Genomic DNA, 19,211 nt, shown 5'->3' with positions numbered 1-19,211 from the left:
GTGGGGGCGAACAATGGACCGTCATGACATCGAACTGGCCGACGCGATCGAGGCGATCCGGCTCGAACTCCTCGACGCCTCCGAACGCGGCCGCGGCCAGGCCATCCAGTTCGAAGTCGGCCCCGTCACCCTCGACTTCACCGTCGAACTGAAGCGCGACGCCCGCGCCAAGGCCGGCATCAAGGCCTGGGTCCTCTCCGCCGACACCGAGGCGGGCGTGGCGGGCACGCGGACCCACAAGGTGTCCGTCACCCTGACCCCGAAGGACGCCGACACCGGCGGCAGCGTCAACATCTCCAACGACGACCTGGGCAGCCGGGACGGATTCTGACCTTGGCTCTTCGCCCCCACCACGTGGCGGCCGTCCGGGGCGCCACCCAGGGCAGCGGCTTCCTGCTCAGCCCGAGGCTGATCCTGACGGCGGCCCATGTCGGCGGGCCGTCACCGGAGGCCGCCGTTCTGGGCAGCGGCACCGGCTGGACGCCCTGCACCACCGTCTGGCGGTCCGCCGGCTTCGACGCCGCCCTGCTGCTCGCCGATCGCGACCTGCTCCCCGCCGACGCGGCAGCACGCTTCAGACCACTGCGCTGGGGAACCCTCGATACGCTCGATCCCTTACTGGGCTGCCATCTGACAGGCTTCCCGCTGGCAGGGCGTGACCAGGAGGGCCGGCTCGACACGGTCCAGGTACTGGCCACCCTGACCCCGGCCGCCGGAACGCGAACCGGCCGCCAGGTCCTGGTCGTCCAGCAGCACCTGCCGCGGGCCCGACGCGGCATCGGCTCACCGTGGCTGGGCCTGTCCGGTGCCGGCGCGGTTGCCCGGGACCACCTGCTCGGCATCGCCGTCCAGGACCGAATGCCGGCCATCTGGGAACACTCCCAGTTCGAGCTCGTCACGGTGACGGCGTTGCTCAGCCACCCCAGCTTCTGCGAGGCGCTGTACGAACACTTGGGTGAACTCCCGCGCGCGGAAGGCCTCTCCGTGACCGAGATCGCCGACCGCAGGTTCGAACGCGACTACGCGAAGGCCATCGAGGCGGACTACGGCCGGATCCGGATCTTCGGCCTTCGCCAGGCGACCGGCCACGGCCGCCGCGGCTGGGACCTCACCACCTCCTACCTGAGCCTGGAGATCCGGTCCACGACCACCGGTCCCGACCTCGGCCCCCAGCGCGCCGAGCGGATCCTCGCCGGCCGCCGCCGGGTGCTGATCCGCGGCGAGGCGGGCTCCGGCAAGACCACCCTCGTGCAGTGGCTGGCCGTCGGCGCGATGAACGGCACCCTCGGCAACGACCTCGCCGCGTTGAACCACCGCATCCCGCTGGTCCTCCAACTCCGCAAGCTGCACCGCAAGGGCGTCATGCAACCCCGGCCCGAGCAGTTCCTCGCCCTCGACGACCGAATGTGCGCCGACCGCCAACCGGCCGGCTGGACCGACCGCCAGCTCCGCCGCGGCCGCGCCGTCCTGCTCGTCGACGGCCTGGACGAGGTGCCGAACGAGCAGCGCGACGAGGCACTGAGCTGGCTGGAACGCCTCCTCGACCACTACCCCGACCTCCTGACGGTGGCCACCGTCCGCCCCTCCGCCGTCCCCCGCGACTGGCTCGCGCACCTCGGCTTCGACGAACTGCTGCTCTGTCCGATGAACAGTCAGGACCGCCGCGAGTTCATCGAACGCTGGCACCGAGCCGCCCTGCGCGAACTCCTCGCCTCCCCGCACAGCGACGCGGAGGAGCGGCGCTGGCAGCAGGAGGTCGAACAGGACCAGGCCGATCTGCTCCGCGCACTGGAGTCGGTGCCGGAACTCTCCCTGCTCACCGACAGCCCACTGCTCTGCGCGATGATCTGCGCCCTGAACCGGGAGTCGGACGGCGCACTGCCGCGTCACCGGATGGCGCTGTACCGCGACGCGATGGCGATGATGCTGGTCAAGCGCGACGAGGGCCGCAAGGTGCAGGGCGCGGAGCAGCTCCAGGCGTCCGAGGAGGAGCAGCTGGCGATGCTCCGTCGGATCGCTCACTGGCTGGTGCGCAACAACCAGTCCGAGGGGCATCGCCGCGACGCCGTCGCCCAGCTCGCCAAGGCCCTGCGCGACCTGCCCGCCGTCGCCCGGCACACCGATGCCGAGCCGGCCTACATCCATCTCCTCAACCGCACTGGCCTGATCACCGAAACCGGCCCCGAGACCTTCCAGTTCATCCACCGCACCTTCCAGGACTACCTGGCCGCGATGGAGTTCCGCGAGGAACGCGACTTCGGCCTGCTGGCCGGCCACGCCGCCGACGAGCAGTGGGGCGACGTCATCCGCATGACGGTCGGCCACTGCGGCCGCCGCGAACGCGCCGAACTCCTCACCGCCGTCCTCGCCGCCGCGAAGGCCGCCCCCGACCATCTCAGGCCCGTCATCCATCTCCTCGCCGCCACCTGCCTCCCGAGCGCCCCGGAACTCGACGGCGAGGTCCGCGACACCGTCCTCGCCCGGCTCCGCGACCACCTCCCCACTCTCCTCACCGGCGAGGTCGCCGCCCTCCAGCTGGCCGGCGTCGGAGAGGAACTCGTCCCCCTGCTACGGGAGATCGCCGAGCACGACCCGGATCTGCTGGCCGAAGCACACTCCCTGGTCCCGACCGTCCTGGGTCTCATCGGCGGGGCCGACGCACTCGCCCTGCTGGCGACCCTGGCCGAGCAGGAGGACCCGCTGCCGAATGTGATCGACCAGTGGCCGCACTTCGAGGTCGACACCTTCGCCCGGCAGGTGGTGGACCGGGCCGATCTCTCCGGCGTCCCTGTGCAGCTCCGGTCGCCCGCGCAGATCGACGCACTGGTCGGCCACCCGACGCTGCGTCACGTCTGGCTCGGCGGACCGGCCATGCCCGTCGATCCACGGCGATGGAGCCAACTGGCCGACCGGATCGAATACTTGACCCTGTCGACGCTCCCCGGGCTGCGGGACATCTTCTTCCTCCGGCAGTGGACGCGCCTCAGCAGTCTCGGTCTCTACCAGTGCCCGGAGCTGGACGACCTGACTCCGCTGCGCAGCCTGCCACTTGAGGCCCTCGCCATTCGCTCCGTCCGGGCCGAGCAACGGTTCGACGAGCTGTGGGCGATCCTGCGGAACATGCAGAAACTGCTGGTCCTCACCCTGCTGACCCCCGACCCCGCCGCACTGCCCGGACGAGAACCACTGACCGGCGTCGGTCACCTGACGCTGATCGACGTCCCTTCCGACTACCCGATCGCCCACCTTCGCCGCCTCTTCCCCGACCTGGAACGACTGACCCTGGTGGCCGACCACAACTGCACCTCGCTCGACCTGACGCAGCTCCCCCACCACCTCCGGCTGCACCTCACCATTCCCGACGCGACGGCCCCACCCCACCTGGCGGGCCGGGAACACTTCCCGCCCGACCACCTCACCGTCCACCAACTGGGCAGCCCCGCACACCTGCCCAGGCCCGGCCGTGGCTGATGCCCATCCACACCTGCGGCTGAGAAGATGCCTCAACTGTCAGGTCTGGCGGGCGTGGGACGCCAGGCGGTCGGCGAGCGCGATGACGCGGTCGCGCAGTTCGTCGGGGCGCTCGATGACGAATGGCCGGTCGAGCACGGCCAGTGTCCGCGGCACCCAGTCGAGCCGCTGCGCCCGGATCTCGACTTGCCACCAGCGCTCGACAGCCGGGTCCCGGCCGGCCGTGGGCTCATGCTCCTCCAAGCTCGCGACGGCGGCGGGGAGGTGCGCGCGGATCTGCTCGGCTGTCCCGTGGATCCGCAGGGTCACCTCGTGCCGGTACTCGGCCGTGGCGAATCCTGACAGCACGCGCTGTACCGGATCCGGACCAGCCGGTGCTTCGAACGAGCCGGGCAGGGTCCTCGCGGCGGCGATGCGATCGAGTCGGAGGGTCCGGTCCTCGCCGATCCGGGCATCCCGGCCCGTCACGTACCACCGGCCGCCATGGGCGACGATCCCGTACGGGTGCAGTGTGCGTTCGCTGTGCCGTCCGTCGCGGTCGGTGTAGCGGATGGCGACGGGTCGGCAGTAGCGCACCGCGTCGGCGAGGGTGAGCAGGATCCCGGCGTCCGGGTGGTCCGGCTCGCCGGGCTCATCTGTGAAGGCGAGGGCTTCCAGAAGTGCGTCGAGCCGGTGGGCGGTGTGTTTGGGCAGCACCCGCCGGACCTTCGCCGACGCCGTCTCGCTCGCCGTGCGCTCCGCCGTGGTGAGTCCCGCCCGGCGGCCGGCGGCCAGGCCGAGCAGCACGGCCAGCGCCTCGTCTTCGCTGAGCATGAGCGGAGGCAGGCGGTAGCCGGGCGCCAGCCGGTATCCGCCGTAGCGGCCTCGCACCGATTCCACGGGCACGTCCAGGTCGATCAGCTGGTCCACGTACCGCCGTACGGTGCGCCCTTCGACGCCGAGGCGGTCGGCGAGTTCGGCCACCGTGCGGGTGCCGCCCGACTGCAGTAGTTCCAGGAGTGTCAGCACGCGGCCGGTGGGTCGGGGCATGTCCGCAGCCTAACGCGAATACAGGACCGATTCTGTCCACTATTTCTCCTAGCCTCCGACGTGCACGCCTCAGCACGGCCAAGGAGATTTCCATGAACTTCGTCTCGATCCGCATCATCACCGGCGACGTCGCGCGACTCGTCGGCTTCTACGAGCGGGCCACGGGAGTGCGGGCCGTATGGGCCACCGAGGACTTCGCCGAGCTCACGACCGCGGGCGCGACCCTCGCGATCGCCGGCACCCGCACCGTCCCACTGTTCGCCCCGGGCTCCGCCCGCCCGGCGGACAACCACAGCGTGATCACCGAGTTCCTCGTCGACGACGTGGACCGTGTCCACCAGAACCTGACCGGCTTCGTGACCGACTTCGTCAGCGGGCCCACCACAATGCCCTGGGGCAACCGGTCGCTGCTGTTCCGCGACCCGGACGGCAATCTCGTCAACTTCTTCACCCCCGTCACCCCGGAGGCCATCGAGAAGTTCGCGCGCTGACGCCACACGCAGCCGCCGCTCAGCCGGAGCTCCCGGCCGGCACCGCCCGAAACGGTGCCGGCCGCCGGCGCCACCCCGTCCGCGCCCACCGCGTCCGCCCCGGCCTCCCCCGCCTTGACCCCTCGCGAACGACATCGGCATCACCCCCGAGGAGATCCTCGCCTGCCGCCGCATGGTTAAGTCACCCCCATGCCACCCACTTCACCACCACCGCCCATTCGACTCGCCACACCCACCGACCTACCGTCGCTGCCCGCCCTCCAACTCGCCGCCGGCGAAGCCTTCCGCAGCATCGGCATGGCGGAGATCGCGGACAATCCGCCGCCCCGCGCGGAGGACTTCGCCCCGCACCAGCAACTCGGGCAGCTCTGGGTCACCGTGGACGACACCGACCGCCCGCAGGGGTTCGTACTGGTCCGGCTGCTGGACGGCTGTGCCCACATCGAGCAGGTCAGCGTCCATCCGGCGGCCGGCGGCCGGGGGTTGGGCCGCGAGCTGATCGACCACGTCGCCGGGTGGGCGGCCGGGCGCGGGCTCGCCGCTCTGACGCTGTCGACGTTCCGGAGCGTTCCGTGGAACGCGCCGTACTACCGACGCCTCGGCTTCCGCGAACTCCCGAACGAAGACCTCACCCCCGGGCTGCGCCAAGTCCTCACCGAGGAGGCCGCGTTCGGCCTCGACCTCTCCGACCGGGCGTGCATGCGCCGCCCGGTGACCGCGACCGGTCAGGAGTCCGTGCGGAGCAGCGAGTAGATCACCTGGTCGTGCCACCCACCGTCGCGCCACTGCGCGGAACGCAGGACGCCCTCGCGCGAGAAGCCCGCCTTCTCCAGGGCCCGCTGTTCTGCAAGGTTGGCGCAGTCCGTCCAGGCCTGGAGCCGCTCAGCACGCGTGTGGGCGAACAGGTAGTCGGCGAGCAGACGTTGGGCCCGGGTGCCAACACCACGCCCCTGCGCCGCCGGGACCAGGCCGATGGCGAGCGTCCAGCACGCAGACGTCTCCGGCCGCCCCCAGCTCCCGGCGAACCACTCGACCCGCCCCACCGTCCGCCCGGCCTCGGCAACGGCGAGTACGCCACCGTCCGCACCGAGCAGGCCGTTCTCCGCGAAGCGCCGTCGCAACCCGTCCGCCGAACGGAAGCCGAACCACTGGTAGGCGCCGACACCTTCCGGCCCACCGAACTCACGCTCGAACAGGTCGAGGTCGTCGGCGGTGACGGGGCGCAGCGCGATCTCGTCCGGCATGGGGTCAACTCCTTGATCGTCTCGGCTCGCCCTCACCTTACGACGGCCCATCTCCCGCCCTGGCAACCGGTTCTGGCCACACTCCGGAAGCCCCGAGCCCGGACCCGCAGCAGACTTCAGTCGACCCTGAAGCCTCCATGGGCCGCCGTCTCGCGCAGCCACCCGAGCCACTCGCGCCACAGATCGCCGGTCTCCAACTCGGCGCGCTCGTCGGCCGGTTCCTCCTCGTAGCGGTCCAGTGCCTGCGTGATCTCCTGAGAACCGACCAGCCACGGGCCGCTGCTCAGCAGCTTGAACTCCGGAATCCCGGTGTGCCCGGCCACGGTCTGGGCCGAGGCGGCCCGCTCGGCCGCGTCGTAGGCGTCCCGGCGGGCCTGGTCGGCTGACCGCCAGTCCTCGATGTCCTTGAACGGCCAGGCGGGGAAGGGCTGTTGCTCGGCCGGGTAGGTCATGCCGGTGCGGCGCATCACGTCCCGGCAGACCGCCATCCCCGCGAGGTTCAGCTGGAACTGAAACGGCGCCGTGAGCGAGAAGTAGGACTCCGAGCACCTCGGAACGTGATCGCAGGTCAGGCCACGGGCGGTGCAGGACTCCCACCGAGTCCGTGCTTCCGCTGCCGCTTCGGGCAACTCCACCCACTCCAGGTCATAGCTCATGTGTTCCCCATCGGACGGTCCAAGGCGGCCCGCACAGAATGCCAGGCCATGACCTGCCGCGACGACCAAAAATCGCGGGCCCCTGGCCGCAGCCCGCCAGGGCGCCTCAGCCCTCCCGGCCGATCTGCGGCGTCGTTCGCACCTCCAGCGCGCTGAGGAGTTCACCGACCGGGTCGTCATGCTGCCGCGGTGCGGAACTTGCGGTGGCACGCAGCCCTGCGGCGACGCGGCGGTGGGGGCCGGCCGGGGCGATGCCGCCCGGAACCGCGTCCGCACACCTCGGCCCGGACGCCGCGCTCGCCCGAACTGCCGCAGGAACGCGGGAGGCCCGCACCGTCCGACGGTGCGGGCCTCCAACCTCCGTCCGCGGGGCCTCAGTTGGCGAGGCCGAAGTCGCCTGTCACGGGGGCAGTGATCTCGTTGACGCCGACGCCGGTGACCTTCTTGAGTTCGGTCCCGGGCAGGTCGGCCACCGAACTCTGGCCGCTCCTCGGCGAATTGGCATTGCCGCCACCGAACTGCCCGTCGGCGTTGCCGCCCCGAACCCGCATCCGCAGGTCCCCGGCGGCTCCTCCGTGGACGGGACTACCGGGCGGCCAGTACGTCAACGGCCGGGCGCGGCGGCGGCACGCTCGACGGGTTCGCCGTGGACGAGTCGGCCGGGCGGCGGCAGCGCGGGGTAGACCTTGTCAACGGGCCGGAGCGCGACCGGCGAGCTGACCTCCTGGCTCCCGGGAACGCCACCCGCGACGGGCGCCCCGCCGGGCGTAGCAACCTCACCGGCCATCGGGACGCCACCAGGGGTGGCCACGTCTCCCGGCCGTTGGATGCCGCTGGGGGTCTTGACACCGGCGAACTTGAAAGCGTCACCGAACCCGGTCGAGTGACCGGGCTTGATGCCCATGATGTTGTCCAGCGACATGCCCGGATTGAGGTTGTTCTTGGCGGGCAACAGGTTCGGCTTGGAAGCAGTGCCGTTGTTGGGCGACATGCCCGGCTTGGCGGCCGTCGTGTCGGCCGGCTTCGCACCCGGCTTGGCGGCCGTCGTGTCGGCCGGCTTCGCACCCGGCTTGGCGGCGGTCGTGTCGGCGGGCAACTGGTTCGGCTCGGCGGCCGTGGTGCCGGCAGGAGCCACGCCCGGCTTCCCGGCCGTGGTGCCGGCCGGCTTCGCACCCGGCTTGGCCGCCGTCGTGTCGGCCGGCTTCGCACCGGGCTTGGCAGCGGTCGGACCAGCAGGCTTCGCAGCCGCCCCGTTCGCCGGCTTCGCACCCGGCTTCGCCGCCGTCGTGTCGGCCGGCTTCGCACCGGGCTTGGCCGCGGTCGTACCAGCAGGCTTCGCAGCCGCCCCGTTCGCCGGCTTCGCACCCGGCTTGGCCGCGGTCGTACCAGCAGGCTTCGCGCCCGCCGCGTTCGCCGGCTTCGCACCCGGCTTCGCCGCCGTCGTGGTGCCCGCAGGAGCTGCGCCCGGCTTGGCGGCCGTCGTGTTGGCCGGCTTGGCAGCCGTCGTGTTGGCAGGGGCCGCGTTCGGCTTGGCGGCGGTGGTGTCGGCGGCGGTGGAGTCGGAGGGGCTGACCGGGGCGCCGACCGCGGCGGCGGTGGGGGCAACGAGCAGGGTGATTGCGGCGGCCGCGAGCATCGCGGTGCCTCGGAATTGTGGTGCCATGAAAGTTCCTCTTGATCCCGGCCGGGCGGCACACTCGGTGGCGGCGGGCCCGACTGCAGTGGACGGGGTTGAGTGGACTGCCCTGATACCTAACCGCCCGTCAAAAGGTTCCTGCCGACTCGGCCCGCATTCCATACCGACGGACCATCAGTTAGTTCACCCTTCTCCCGCTCGGTCCGCGCCGCCCGCACCGCACCGCCCGGCATGGCGCTCGCCGCGAAACCCAGGGCTGCTGGTCGAATCCGTGCTCCACGTCCGCACACGTCGCTGCGGGGGTCACCCGAACGGCCCCGGCCCGATGTCACTGAGGCCGGGGAAGTGCCCGCGCGACCAGGGCATTTCCCCGGCCCCCGCAGACGCCGGGGACCTCGCAATTGACGCCGCACACCGCCCCCTTCCCTGCCCGAACACGGCGACGGCTGGGTTCCGCGCAGCCAGGCCCAGTTGATCACCGCGCTGCCGATCAGGACGATCGCGCCGGTGACCTCCCGCAGCATCTGGCGGCACGTCAGTGAGCACCAACGGGAGGTCACCGCCCGTCGCGCGAACACCAAACGCAGCGCCCCGGACCGTCACCGCTCAACGCCTCGACGCAGCGTCCTGCTCGCCGGGACCAGCACAGCCCCAGCTTCCAGCGGACCACCACTCGACGACTACCCGCCCACCACGCCGTCACCGAACCCGGGTGCACCACTCGGTGGACCGTCGCCCGGTGAAACGTGAGCAGCGCTCAGCGGTGGGCAAGCAGGCCGAACCTCACTCTCACTCCCCCGCGCGAGCCCCCCGCTCCACCAACTCCACTGCCCAGCCCCGCACTTGCTCGTCATCGTGCAGGTAAGGTTCACCGGGCCCGGAGCGCAGATCGATGCCGAACAGCTTGTTCAGCCCCCACCAGGACGCCTCGTCCCACTCCAGCGCATCGTCCAGCACCCACCGCCCGGCCCACCGGTCCGCCGTGTCCCGGTCGACCCGGCCCTCGGCGACGGCGTTCAGCCAGTCCGCGATCTCCGCGACTCCTGGTTGCACCTGGTTCACGATCGTCCCTCCGCCGCTTCCTGCGCGGCCAGTACCTCGTCGCCGTGCTCGAACGCCCAGGCCCCGAAGGCGTCGATCGGGGCCAGCAAGGTACGGCCCAGTGCGGTCAGTTCGTATGCTACGCCGGGGCGTTGCGGGTGACGTTCGACCAGGCCGTGGTACTGCAGGCGGCGCAGTGTCTCGGTGAGTACCTTCGCGCTGATGCCGCCGATCCGTTCCCGTAGTTCGACGGGGCGGCGCGGGCCGTTGCGCAGGGACCAGAGCACCACGGCGTTCCAGGTGTTGGAGAGCAGGTCAAAGGCGAGCCGGGCTCGGCAGTCGGCGAGGAAGTCGTTGGTCGTCGTCACGTACCGAATGGTGCCTGGCCGGCTCCGTACTGTCGAAGGAGATCAGTCGAACCCCGCACAGAATGGAACCAGTCGATGAATTCCTCCCTGAAGATCGGCGTTCTCGGGACCGGCCGGATGGCCGACGCGCTCGCCACCCAGTGGGCGCGCGCCGGTCACCGGGTCACCATCGGCGGCCGGGACGCGGCCAAGGCCCGCCGGCTCGCCGACCGGATCGGCCACGGCGCCCGCCCGGCCGGTCTGCGCGCGGCGGCGGAGGCCGGCGAGGTGGTGCTCGCGGCGCTGCCGTACGGCGCGGGAACCGGCGTCGTCCGCGAGCTGCGCGACGCGCTGGCCGGCCGCACCCTGATCGACTGCGCCAACCCGGTCGGCCCCGGCTTCCAGCTTCTCACCGGCCAAGGACCGTCCGCCGCCCACCAGTTGGCCGAGGCCGCACCCGACGCCCGGGTGGTGAAGGCGTTCAACCTCTGCCACGAGGACGTCTGGCGCCGGCAGCCCCCGGTCTTCGACGGCCGCCCCCTCGCCGTCCCCCTCTGCGGCGACCACCCGGACGCCCTCGCCCACACCGCCACCCTGGTCCACGACCTCGGCTGCACCCCCGTCCACGCCGGCCCCCTCTCCCGCGCCCACCTCCTGGAGGCCACCGCCGCCCTCTTCATCGGCCTCTGGCTCGGCGAACACGCCGACGCCCAGGCCATCGCCCCACCCCTCGCCCACGCGGCGGGCTGACCCGATCACCCGCCAACCTGACGACCGCTGCCGCAACGACCGTGCAGCACACTGGAGTTCGGCGGCTCCTCGGGAGAGTGCACGTCGAGCAGGTCGGCGCCCTCAGCCTCTGGCAGCTGTACCGGCACACAACCGTTTCACGCGAGCAACAGCGGGCCGGCCTCTCCAGGAATCGTTCGTTCGACGCGCCGCACAGGCCACTGCGCTCACGTCGAGCGCCAGGGCGACGGTCTACCCAGGCCGCAGCCACAACGAGCACCCACTGTCCCGCACCCCGCCCGCTCCGCTGAGTGTCGGTGCCGTCCGCTATTCATGCCCCACGCACACAGAACACCCTGACCCGGCCGAACTCGCCGCCCTCCGCGACGATTTCGCCGCCGCCGGAGGCAGTCGCGCTCTCGGCTGGGCGGGGGTGCACGCCTTCGAGGCGGAGCACGGCGTCGTCCTGCCGGAGCCCTACCGGACCTTCGTCGCCGAGATCGCCGACGGCTCGCCCGTCGGGCCGCCGTTCTACGGGCTGGTGCCGGTCGCCGAGTTGCCCACCGACTGGGGGGCCGACCGGCGGAAGCGGGTGCTGGCGCGGGCGTTTCCGCTCGTCGAGCAGTGGGTGTGGGAGGCCGACGAGGACACTCCGGAGGAGGAACTCGACGACGCGATCGAGCCGGTCTTCGACCACGGCTCGGTCGTGCTCGGCACCGACGGCTGCGGCAGGTACTGGCATCTGATTGTCACCGGACAGCACCGCGGTCACGTCTGGTTCGTCGACGGCGGGGGCGCCACCCCGTTCGGCGCACCGTTCGGCGGGACCACGGCCACCCCGGGCTTCGCAGCTGGGTCGCCCACTGGGCGGAAGGCAAGGAGTGGTTCGACGCCGAGGCCTGAACACCGCCCCGGGGCGGCGTCAACTCACGCCCGCATCACCGCAGTTCAACAGTGACACCGTCCTTCCGCAGCAGTTCCACGGTCACGTCGAAGTAGGTGTCACCGGTCCGGTGGTCCAGCACGTGCCCGGCGAGTGGGCCGCGGGCGATGTCGGCGCTGTGCCAGACCAGGGTGACGGTACCGAACCGGGAACTCCCGCCCCCCCCGTCGCCTGTTCCTCGCTCCGCACGCCTCTCACCTGCTCCCGGGCACTCTGGCCAGGCGCAGCCTGTGGCCGGCGGAGAGCGGGCGGCATCGCGTTTTCCCGGCGCCCCCTCCCGGCGCACCCGCTCGGCGTGTCCGCTCGGCATGTCCGCCGGTCCGGTGCAGGTGGGGACGGGGCAAATCAATCCACTGGATCCTCCGCCGTGAACGGGGCAAAATCCCGGGGAACCGCAGCGAGAGGGAGCTTGTTTGGACGTGTTCGCGTGTGCCGGGTGCGGCACTGAGCTGACGGCGCCGATGTCCCGGGTCGCACTGCCCGTTCACACCCACCACGGGGGCTGGGAGGAGCTTCATCCTCCGCTGATGGAGCCGGCGACGTACGCCGTCGAGCCCCGGCCCATCGGGCCGCCCTGGCGGTTGTGGGAGGACGTCGGGGCTGAGGCGGCCGCCCGGCAGGGGGTGTACGCGCCGGTGTACTCGGTGTCCTTCGGCGCGCGGAACCAAATCGTCATCGCGCCCGGCGACTCCCGGTCCATGACGCTGATCCTCGAGAAGTGCGAGGGTTACTGCCGGGGCGTGGACGGCCGGGACGGGCCCAATCTGGCCTGCACGGGGTGCGGACGGGCCGTGGCGACCCGGATCGACGATTGCGGCTCGTGGCAGGCGGTGTGGCTGGAGCCCGACGCGGTCGTACGCCGCCCCTCGGGGCTTCCGGCCCAACCACCGCCCGGCTGGGCGGACTTGGAACGTGCCGAGCATCGAGTCCCGCCCGTCGAACCCGACGGGTCGTGGAGCCGCCGCTGGGAGGCCGCGGTCGGCGTCGCGCTGGCCCACCTCGTGGTGGCCACCGGGAACCGGCCGGTGACCCTCCCCGCCGGCCCCGTCGCCGACCTGCTCGGCCACGCCGTGGCGCGCTACCTCCCGCCCGGGCCCGACACCCGCTCGGTGGGGCTGGCCGGCCCGGGCCTCCCCGAGCCCCGGCCCCGCCCGGACGTCCTGCTCGTCCCCCGCCACCCCGGCACGGGCGAGCCGTGGCAACCGTCCGACGGCGGTGCGACGGTGGTGCCGCTGGACAGCGGAGTCTGGGCGTACCTCGCCGGACCGGGCGAGACCTCGCCGATGCCCGCCACGGGAGTGCTCCCGCCGGGCGTCCTGCGCGACGACTACCCACTGCCACCGCACCCCTGGTACCCGCTGCCGGCCCACCACCGGGCCTTCCTGGACACCCTGGTCCGACTGCCCGCGATCCGCTCACCCCGGCTGCGCCGGTTCCACGACGCGTGCCGATGACCAACGCCCGACGGGCGGGCACGCCCCTGTGGGCTGTGGTGCCTGCTCGGCGTTCGAGTCACGGAGCCACTTTTCAGGCCGATCACCTCGGCCGGGTCCTCGACCTCGCAGGCCGTCGGGCCCGCCTCGCCCGGGGATTTCACCAACTGGGGCTCCCACTCCCGAATGCGCGCGGCAGCGAATCTCACCCCACCGGGGGCCGCACCCACGGCGCGTGGCGCTCGTCCGGACCCAACTCACCGCGCCAGTACCGGAATACCGTCCCCCGGACGATGGTCAGCCGACCGGCCGCGATCAACCCGTCAGCCGGATCCGCGCCGCCCGCGTCGGCTGTGAAGGCGACCAACACCGGTGGCAGCGAGCCGAGTTGGCGCTGGACGCGCGGCGTCTCGGCCGGTGTCGGGTCGCGGAAGGCCGGGTCCTGGAAGGCTGCGGGGCAGGTCACCAACTCGGGCTCGTCGAAGCGCAGTTCGAGCAGGTGGTGGTACGTGAGGTCGTGGCCCGTGCCCAGCACCAGGCGGGACGGGTCCCAAGAGACCACGTCCCAGTCCCACCAGGATCCTTCGGGCAGTTCGACGGCCACCGGACGTCCGCCGCTCAGCCGTCGAGCAGCGCGGCCAGGTAGCGTTCGGCGTCGGCCGCCAACTCGGTGCGGCCGGGCGGGTGCGCGTGGCCGCCGCCCGCCGTCGCGTTGAACAGCACGCCCTCGCACCAGCGCACCAGCCGCCGCGCGTCCGCGAGCGGCTCCGCCGAGCCGCACGCCCGCAGCAACTGCACCGCGACCTCCACGAAGCCGGCGCCCAACCGGTCGTAGACGGACCGGAGTTCGGGCCGCCGGGCGGCCTCCAGTGCCAGCTCGATCCGGGCCACCGTCAGCACTCGCCCGGCCGGGGTGAGCGCCTGGTCCAGCCCGTCCGCCACCACCTGCACCAGCAGTCGCCGGGCCGCCGCGCCGTCCCCGACCGGCCGGGTCGGCACGTCTCCCACCATGCCGGCCGCCTCCACCTCGGCGATCCGCACCAGCGCCACCTCGAGCAGCGCCGAGCGCGTCCGGGCGACGTTCGACGTCGAGCCCACCGGGAGGCCTGCGGCCTCGTCCACCGCCCGGTGCGTCAGGCCGCGCAGGCCGCGCTCGGCAATCACGGCGATCGCCGCATCGGCAATCCGGGTCGGTCGCGCCACAGTCATGGTGCCGATCATCCCGCGCCCCGACCGCAACTCCCAAACCCCGCCGCGCCGTCGCACACACGGTGTCAGCAGGACGCTACCGTCTGCGACATGGACAAGCCCCGCCCCCGACCTGCGCCGATCGGCCCCGGCGCGCTGGTGTGGTACGCGGCGTACGGGTCGAACATGAGCGCCGACCGCCTCGCGCGCTACCTCACCGGCGGACGCCCGACCGGCGCCGCCCGCACGCACCGGGGTTCTCGCGACCGCACACCGCCCGCGCGGTCGCTGCCGATCCGACTGCCCGGGATCCTGTACTTCGCGCACGAGTCGCCGCTGTGGGGCGGCGGCATCGGGTTCTACGACCCGTCCCGCCACGGCGAGATGCCGGCCCGGGCCCACCTCCTCACGGCCGGACAGTTCAGCGACATCGCCGCGCAGGAGATGCGCCGCGAGCCCGGCGCCGGCCTGGACCTCACCCGGGCTCTGACCACCGGCCGCGACCAACTCGGCCCCAGTCACTACGAGATGCTGCTTCTCCTCGGCAGCATCGACGGGATCCCCGTCCTCACCTTCACCTCCCCGTGGACGGTCACGGACGCCGACCTCAACCCGCCCTCCGCCGCCTACCTGACCGCCATCGCCACCGGCCTCGCCGAATCCCACGGCTGGACGCCCGCCCAATCCGCCGTCTACCTCGCCACCCGCCCGGGCGCCACCGTCCGCTGGACGCCCCGGTCCGCCCTGCGGGCCATCCTCTCGGCCTCCGCCGGCCCCAGCGCACTACATCCGTAGTACGCTCTGCCTCAGCACCCGGAACTACAGCTGTAGTCCAGTCGGCCGATCGGAGCTTCGCCATGCCGTCCGCCTCGCACCCCGCCCACAACGCCCGCCCCGCAATCGTTCTCGGTGGTGGCATCGGCGGCCTCGCCGCCGCTCTCGCCCTGCACCGGCGCGGCATCCCCGTCACCGTGCACGAACGCGCCGCGAGCCTCGAACCGGTCGGCGCGGGGCTGGCTCTCGCTCCAAATGCCTTGCGGGCACTGGATGTTCTCAGTGTCGGCGCGCGCCTGCGCGCCCTCGCGGTGCGGCACCCTGCCGTCGGTCTGCGCCGCCCGTCCGGCCGGTGGCTGGCCCGGACCGACACCGAGGCCGTGCAGCGGCACTTCGGCGATCCGGTGCTGGGCGTCGCCCGGGCCGAGCTGATCGCCGCCCTGCTGGACGCCCTCCCGCCCGGCACCGTCCGCACCGACTCGCCGGCCACCCTGCTCGACGCCGGCGACGCGCACACTCCCGCACTGGTCGAGACCGGCGACGGCCGGCACGAGGCCTCGCTGGTCGTCGCGGCCGACGGCATCCGCTCCGCCACCCGCACCCAGCTCTTCCCCGACCATCCCGGGCCGCGCTACTCGGGATTCACCACCTGGCGCACCGTCATCGACGACCCCGGCCACCCGCCGACCGCCGTCGGCGAGGTGTGGGGACGCGGGGCGCTGGCGGGCATCGTGCCGCTCGCGGGCGGGCGGGTGTACGTGTACGCGGCCGCTCTCGCACCGGCGGGACAGCACGCCGACGACGGCGACGAGCACGCCGAAATGCTTCGCTGGTACGGCAGTTGGTGCGCCCCACTGCCCGAACTGCTCGGCCGCACCGACGCCGGACGGGTACTGCGGAACGACGTCTGGGCGCTCACCGACCCACTGCCGGCGTTCCACCGCGGACGGGTCGCGCTGCTCGGCGACGCCGCGCACGCCATGTCACCGTTCCAGGGTCAGGGCGCCTGCCAGGCCATCGAGGACGCGCTGGTCCTCGCCGCCGCCCTCCCCTCCCCGCACCACGCCTCGGACCCACTCGCCGCCCTCCGCGCCTACTCCGACGCCCGCCTCCCCCGCACCTCCCGCATCGTGGCCGGCTCCCACACCATCGGCCGCCTGGTCGCCACCCACTCCCGCCCGGGCGTCCTCCTCCGCGACGGCATACTCACCCTCGCCGGACGCCTCCCCGCGAGGGTCCTGCTCGACCGATCCGCCCCCACCTACACCTGGCAGCCGCCCGCCCTCGAGAACCTCGCCGAACGCTGACCGATCCGGTCAACTGCCTTCTCCAGAAGCCATGTTCGCACCGCCGAAGGCCACGCTCGCCGCCCGGACCAGCCCGGCCAGCGGGCGGGACCGGCTGGTCGGGGCCCAGGCCAGTACGGTCGTCACGGTCGGGGCGTCGAGCACGGGGACGACGGCAACTCCCGGGCGCAGCAGGCTGCGAGAGGAATCGGGGAGGACGGCGCGGGTCCGGCCGAGGGCGACCAACTGGGAGAGTTGGGTGTGGTCGCGGATTGCCGGGCCGGGGCCGTCGGGGTAGCTGCCGTCGTGGCGCGGGTAGCGCGGCGCGGGCAGTCCGGGCAGGTCGGCGAGGTCGGCCATCCGGAGCGAGGTTCGGCCGGTCAGGTGGTGGCCGGCCGGGAGCAGGGCGATCTGGCCTTCGGTGTGCAGTTCTTCGGTGTCCAGTCCGGCGGTGGAGTCGAACGGCAGGTGCAGGAGCGCCGCGTCCACCTCGCCCTCGCGCAACAGCCGCCCCTGCTCGCCGAATTGGCACAGCCGGACGTCCACCGGCACGGGGCTCGCTTCCGGGTCGGTCCCGGCGGCGTACGCGTCGAGGAGCGCCGCGAGCAGCTCGGTGGACGCGCCGGCCTTCGCGGCCACCACCAGCCCGGGCGGCTGCCCGGCCCGCCGGGTGCGCGCCTCGGCCGCGGCCACCGCGGCCAGCGCGGTGCGGCCCTCGCGCAGCAGCACCCGCCCGGCGGCGGTCAGTGCCACGCCCCGGCTGTCGCGTTCCAGCAGGACGGTGCCGAGCCGCCGCTCCAGTTGCGCGATCGCCCGGGACAGCGGCGGCTGCGCCATTCCGAGCCGCCGCGCCGCCCGTCCGAAGCTCAACTCTTCTGCCACGGCCACGAAGTAGCGCAGTTCCCTGGTCTCCACCGGACCAGCCTACGGCGATACCCGCACGGTATTGCCGGGCAACCGGATCGGTCTTTGCCACCGGACCGGACCGGCCCGGAGCATGGACGGCATGAACGAGAACACGAACGGGCGGACCGTGGCGCTGGTGACCGGCGCGAACAAGGGCATCGGATACGAAATCGCGGCGGGCCTCGGCACGTTGGGCTGGCAGGTCGGCGTCGGCGCCCGCGACGCACAGCGGCGCGAGGACGCGGTGCGGACCCTGCGTGCCCGTGGCGTGGACGCGTTCGGGGTGCCGCTCGACGTCACCGACGACGACTCCGCGACGGCCGCGGCCGAGCTGCTGACGGAGCGCTTCGGACGGCTCGACGTCCTGGTCAACAACGCAGCGGTGGCGGGCGGTTGGCGCCAGGAGCCGACCACGGCCGACCTGGCGGGAATCCGGCAGGTAATGGAGACCAACGTGCTCGGGGTGATCCGGGTGACCAACGCCGTCCTGCCGCTGCTGCGCCGCTCGGCCGCCCCGCGGATCGTCAACATGTCCAGCGGCGTCGGGTCGTTGACGCTCCAGTCCGACCCCGAGGCGTTCACCGGCCCGACCTCGGCCGCCTACGGGCCGTCCAAGACCTTCCTGAACGCCGTAACCGTGCAGTACGCAAAGGAGTTGAGCGACACCGACATCCTGGTCAACCTGGCCTGCCCCGGCTACTGCGCCACCGACCTCAACGACCACCGCGGCACCCGCACCCCCACCCAGGGCGCCACGATCGCCATCCGCCTGGCCACCCTGCCCGCCGACGGGCCGAGCGGCCAGTTCTTCAACGAGGACGGCCCACTGCCCTGGTGATCGAGGCCTGGCTCAAAGCTCCCCCGCCCACGGCGGGTTGGCGCCCGCCACCGCCACCGTCCGAACCGCGACCCGCGCCGCGAAGTCGCAGGCCCGCCCGAGGCCGTCGAGTGTCAGCGCGTCCAACCTCCCTCCCAGGAAGCCCTGTTCGGCGAGCGAGTGGAGCAGCCCGGCGGTGAACGAGTCGCCCGCGCCGACGGTGTCCACCACGGTGGTCGGTGGCGCGGGCACCCGGATTCGTCGGCCGTCCAGGGAGGCGAGCGCGCCGTTCTCGGCCAGGGTGATCACCACCAGGCGGGCGCCGGCCTCGTGCCAGTGGCCGCAGGCCTGTTCGGGGGTGGTGCCGGGCAGCAGGTGGGCCAGGTCATCGGCGCTCAGGCGCAGGATGTCGGCGAGCGAGCACCAACGGGCCATTCGGCGCCGGTAGTTCGCCGGGTCGACCAGCAGCGGGCGGACGTTCGGGTCGATCGAGACGGTGGCGCCGTCCCGCACCTCGGCCAGCAGGTCCTCGATCCGCGGGCCGCCGGGCTCGCGTACCAGCGCGAGCGAACCGGTGTGCACGCACACCGCGCCGTCGGCGCGCGCCGCCGCCAACTCCCGTTCCGTCCACTGCCAGTCGGCGGTTCCCTCGGCGTGGAACGAGTAGTCGGCGTGGCCGTCGCCGTCGAGCGCGGCCAGTGCCAGGGTGCTGGGCTCGGTGGCCCGCACCGTGCCCGACAGGTCCACGCCGGAGCCGGCCAGGTGAGCGCGGAACAGTTCGCCGAACGGGTCGGTGGAGATCCGCCCGAGGAACCGCGTCGGCGTGCCCAGCCGGGCCAGCGCCACCGCGGTGTTCGCCGGACCCCCGCCCGGCAGCACCCGCAGTGCCAGCTCCCCCGGCCGCGCCGCGCCGCGCTCCACGAACGCGTCGGCGACGCACTCCCCGACCACGGTGATCGACCGACCCGCCATCGAAACCAGCCTCCCATCAGGGCAGACGCACATCGGACCCGGTCCGGACTCCATCACCGCGACCCGCCCCGCGTCAATGCGGACCGGCCCGGGGGTGCCACCACCGGGCGATGCACCCCAAAGGTCCCTTGTGGGAGCGCCCCCCATCGCTGCGCCCCCGAACTCCTCGGCGACGGCCACCGCGACACCTTCCAGCACCGCGCGACCTCCTGATCGGATCAACCCGCCTGCGGCCTCGGCCTGTTCGC

The 19,211-nt window shown here is 72.7% G+C and carries 21 protein-coding genes; 10 read left to right on the top strand and 11 right to left on the bottom strand.

Annotation, left to right across the window (positions count from 1 at the left end; all coding sequences use genetic code 11):
* The first annotated feature begins 13 nt into the window (after nucleotides 1-13).
* Together ACIHEI_RS28695 and ACIHEI_RS28690 are read left to right on the top strand one after the other, a co-directional pair.
* Nucleotides 14-331 (top strand): trypco2 family protein, encoded by a 318-nt coding sequence (locus ACIHEI_RS28695; RefSeq protein ID WP_392951089.1) that lies wholly within the window; start codon nucleotides 14-16, stop codon nucleotides 329-331.
* A gap of 2 nt (nucleotides 332-333) precedes the next feature.
* Nucleotides 334-3,471, top strand: a complete 3,138-nt coding sequence (locus tag ACIHEI_RS28690) for an NACHT domain-containing protein (protein WP_396608692.1) — start codon at nucleotides 334-336, stop codon at nucleotides 3,469-3,471.
* Nucleotides 3,472-3,510: 39 nt separating this feature from the next.
* On the opposite strand, the gene ACIHEI_RS28685 is transcribed toward ACIHEI_RS28690, so the two are convergent.
* Complete coding sequence (locus ACIHEI_RS28685) at nucleotides 3,511-4,500, bottom strand: helix-turn-helix transcriptional regulator (protein WP_396608691.1); 990 nt, start codon at nucleotides 4,498-4,500, stop codon at nucleotides 3,511-3,513.
* A gap of 92 nt (nucleotides 4,501-4,592) precedes the next feature.
* Here ACIHEI_RS28685 and ACIHEI_RS28680 point away from each other — a divergent pair, with 92 nt between their 5' ends.
* Both ACIHEI_RS28680 and ACIHEI_RS28675 read left to right on the top strand, forming a co-directional pair.
* The gene (locus ACIHEI_RS28680; RefSeq protein ID WP_396608690.1) at nucleotides 4,593-4,991 is read left to right on the top strand and encodes a VOC family protein; all 399 of its coding nucleotides are present in this window, start codon (nucleotides 4,593-4,595) and stop codon (nucleotides 4,989-4,991) included.
* Nucleotides 4,992-5,180: 189 nt separating this feature from the next.
* On the top strand, nucleotides 5,181-5,744 hold the full coding sequence (locus ACIHEI_RS28675) for a GNAT family N-acetyltransferase (RefSeq protein ID WP_396608689.1): 564 nt from the start codon (nucleotides 5,181-5,183) through the stop codon (nucleotides 5,742-5,744).
* On the opposite strand, the gene ACIHEI_RS28670 is transcribed toward ACIHEI_RS28675, so the two are convergent.
* From ACIHEI_RS28670 to ACIHEI_RS28645, 6 genes are all read right to left on the bottom strand, one after another.
* The gene (locus ACIHEI_RS28670) at nucleotides 5,717-6,235 is read right to left on the bottom strand and encodes a GNAT family N-acetyltransferase (protein WP_392951076.1); all 519 of its coding nucleotides are present in this window, start codon (nucleotides 6,233-6,235) and stop codon (nucleotides 5,717-5,719) included. The genes ACIHEI_RS28675 and ACIHEI_RS28670 overlap by 28 nt on opposite strands.
* A 116-nt stretch (nucleotides 6,236-6,351) precedes the next feature.
* Complete coding sequence (locus ACIHEI_RS28665) at nucleotides 6,352-6,723, bottom strand: hypothetical protein (RefSeq protein WP_396608688.1); 372 nt, start codon at nucleotides 6,721-6,723, stop codon at nucleotides 6,352-6,354.
* A gap of 542 nt (nucleotides 6,724-7,265) precedes the next feature.
* Nucleotides 7,266-7,442 (bottom strand): hypothetical protein, encoded by a 177-nt coding sequence (locus ACIHEI_RS28660; RefSeq protein ID WP_396608687.1) that lies wholly within the window; start codon nucleotides 7,440-7,442, stop codon nucleotides 7,266-7,268.
* A 53-nt stretch (nucleotides 7,443-7,495) separates the two neighbouring features.
* Entirely contained in the window at nucleotides 7,496-8,554 is a 1,059-nt protein-coding gene (locus tag ACIHEI_RS28655) for a hypothetical protein (RefSeq protein WP_396608686.1), read from the bottom strand.
* Between the two features lie 762 nt (nucleotides 8,555-9,316).
* A complete protein-coding gene (locus ACIHEI_RS28650) occupies nucleotides 9,317-9,589 on the bottom strand; it encodes a hypothetical protein (protein ID WP_396608685.1) in 273 nt (90 codons plus the stop codon).
* Entirely contained in the window at nucleotides 9,586-9,936 is a 351-nt protein-coding gene (locus ACIHEI_RS28645; protein WP_396608684.1) for a winged helix-turn-helix transcriptional regulator, read from the bottom strand. The genes ACIHEI_RS28650 and ACIHEI_RS28645 overlap by 4 nt, the downstream gene beginning before the upstream one ends.
* A gap of 87 nt (nucleotides 9,937-10,023) precedes the next feature.
* On the opposite strand from ACIHEI_RS28645, the gene ACIHEI_RS28640 reads away from it, so the two are divergent.
* From ACIHEI_RS28640 to ACIHEI_RS28630, 3 genes are all read left to right on the top strand, one after another.
* Nucleotides 10,024-10,665 (top strand): NADPH-dependent F420 reductase, encoded by a 642-nt coding sequence (locus ACIHEI_RS28640; protein WP_396608738.1) that lies wholly within the window; start codon nucleotides 10,024-10,026, stop codon nucleotides 10,663-10,665.
* Nucleotides 10,666-11,077: 412 nt separating this feature from the next.
* A complete protein-coding gene (locus ACIHEI_RS28635) occupies nucleotides 11,078-11,602 on the top strand; it encodes an SMI1/KNR4 family protein (protein ID WP_396608683.1) in 525 nt (174 codons plus the stop codon).
* Between the two features lie 398 nt (nucleotides 11,603-12,000).
* Nucleotides 12,001-13,041, top strand: coding sequence for a hypothetical protein (locus tag ACIHEI_RS28630; RefSeq protein ID WP_396608682.1), 1,041 nt, complete (start codon nucleotides 12,001-12,003; stop codon nucleotides 13,039-13,041).
* Nucleotides 13,042-13,225: 184 nt separating this feature from the next.
* Here ACIHEI_RS28630 and ACIHEI_RS28625 read toward each other — a convergent pair whose 3' ends face one another.
* Nucleotides 13,226-13,624: a hypothetical protein gene (locus tag ACIHEI_RS28625; protein ID WP_396608681.1), complete on the bottom strand. Its 399-nt coding sequence runs from the start codon at nucleotides 13,622-13,624 to the stop codon at nucleotides 13,226-13,228.
* A gap of 14 nt (nucleotides 13,625-13,638) precedes the next feature.
* Nucleotides 13,639-14,229: a TetR/AcrR family transcriptional regulator gene (locus ACIHEI_RS28620; RefSeq protein WP_396608680.1), complete on the bottom strand. Its 591-nt coding sequence runs from the start codon at nucleotides 14,227-14,229 to the stop codon at nucleotides 13,639-13,641.
* Nucleotides 14,230-14,319: 90 nt separating this feature from the next.
* Here ACIHEI_RS28620 and ACIHEI_RS28615 point away from each other — a divergent pair, with 90 nt between their 5' ends.
* On the top strand, nucleotides 14,320-15,003 hold the full coding sequence (locus ACIHEI_RS28615; protein ID WP_396608679.1) for a histone deacetylase: 684 nt from the start codon (nucleotides 14,320-14,322) through the stop codon (nucleotides 15,001-15,003).
* A gap of 62 nt (nucleotides 15,004-15,065) precedes the next feature.
* Nucleotides 15,066-16,289, top strand: coding sequence for an FAD-dependent monooxygenase (locus tag ACIHEI_RS28610; RefSeq protein ID WP_396608678.1), 1,224 nt, complete (start codon nucleotides 15,066-15,068; stop codon nucleotides 16,287-16,289).
* Between the two features lie 9 nt (nucleotides 16,290-16,298).
* On the opposite strand, the gene ACIHEI_RS28605 is transcribed toward ACIHEI_RS28610, so the two are convergent.
* Complete coding sequence (locus tag ACIHEI_RS28605; protein ID WP_396608677.1) at nucleotides 16,299-17,183, bottom strand: LysR family transcriptional regulator; 885 nt, start codon at nucleotides 17,181-17,183, stop codon at nucleotides 16,299-16,301.
* A 91-nt stretch (nucleotides 17,184-17,274) separates the two neighbouring features.
* On the opposite strand from ACIHEI_RS28605, the gene ACIHEI_RS28600 reads away from it, so the two are divergent.
* Nucleotides 17,275-18,012 (top strand): SDR family oxidoreductase, encoded by a 738-nt coding sequence (locus tag ACIHEI_RS28600; protein WP_396608676.1) that lies wholly within the window; start codon nucleotides 17,275-17,277, stop codon nucleotides 18,010-18,012.
* Between the two features lie 12 nt (nucleotides 18,013-18,024).
* Here ACIHEI_RS28600 and ACIHEI_RS28595 read toward each other — a convergent pair whose 3' ends face one another.
* A complete protein-coding gene (locus tag ACIHEI_RS28595; protein WP_396608675.1) occupies nucleotides 18,025-18,963 on the bottom strand; it encodes a carbohydrate kinase in 939 nt (312 codons plus the stop codon).
* Nucleotides 18,964-19,211: the final 248 nt, after the last annotated feature.

Origin of the sequence: Kitasatospora sp. NPDC051984, assembly GCF_044593455.1 — a bacterium.
GTDB lineage: Bacteria > Actinomycetota > Actinomycetes > Streptomycetales > Streptomycetaceae > Kitasatospora.
This window is presented reverse-complemented; position numbering and strand designations above follow the sequence as displayed.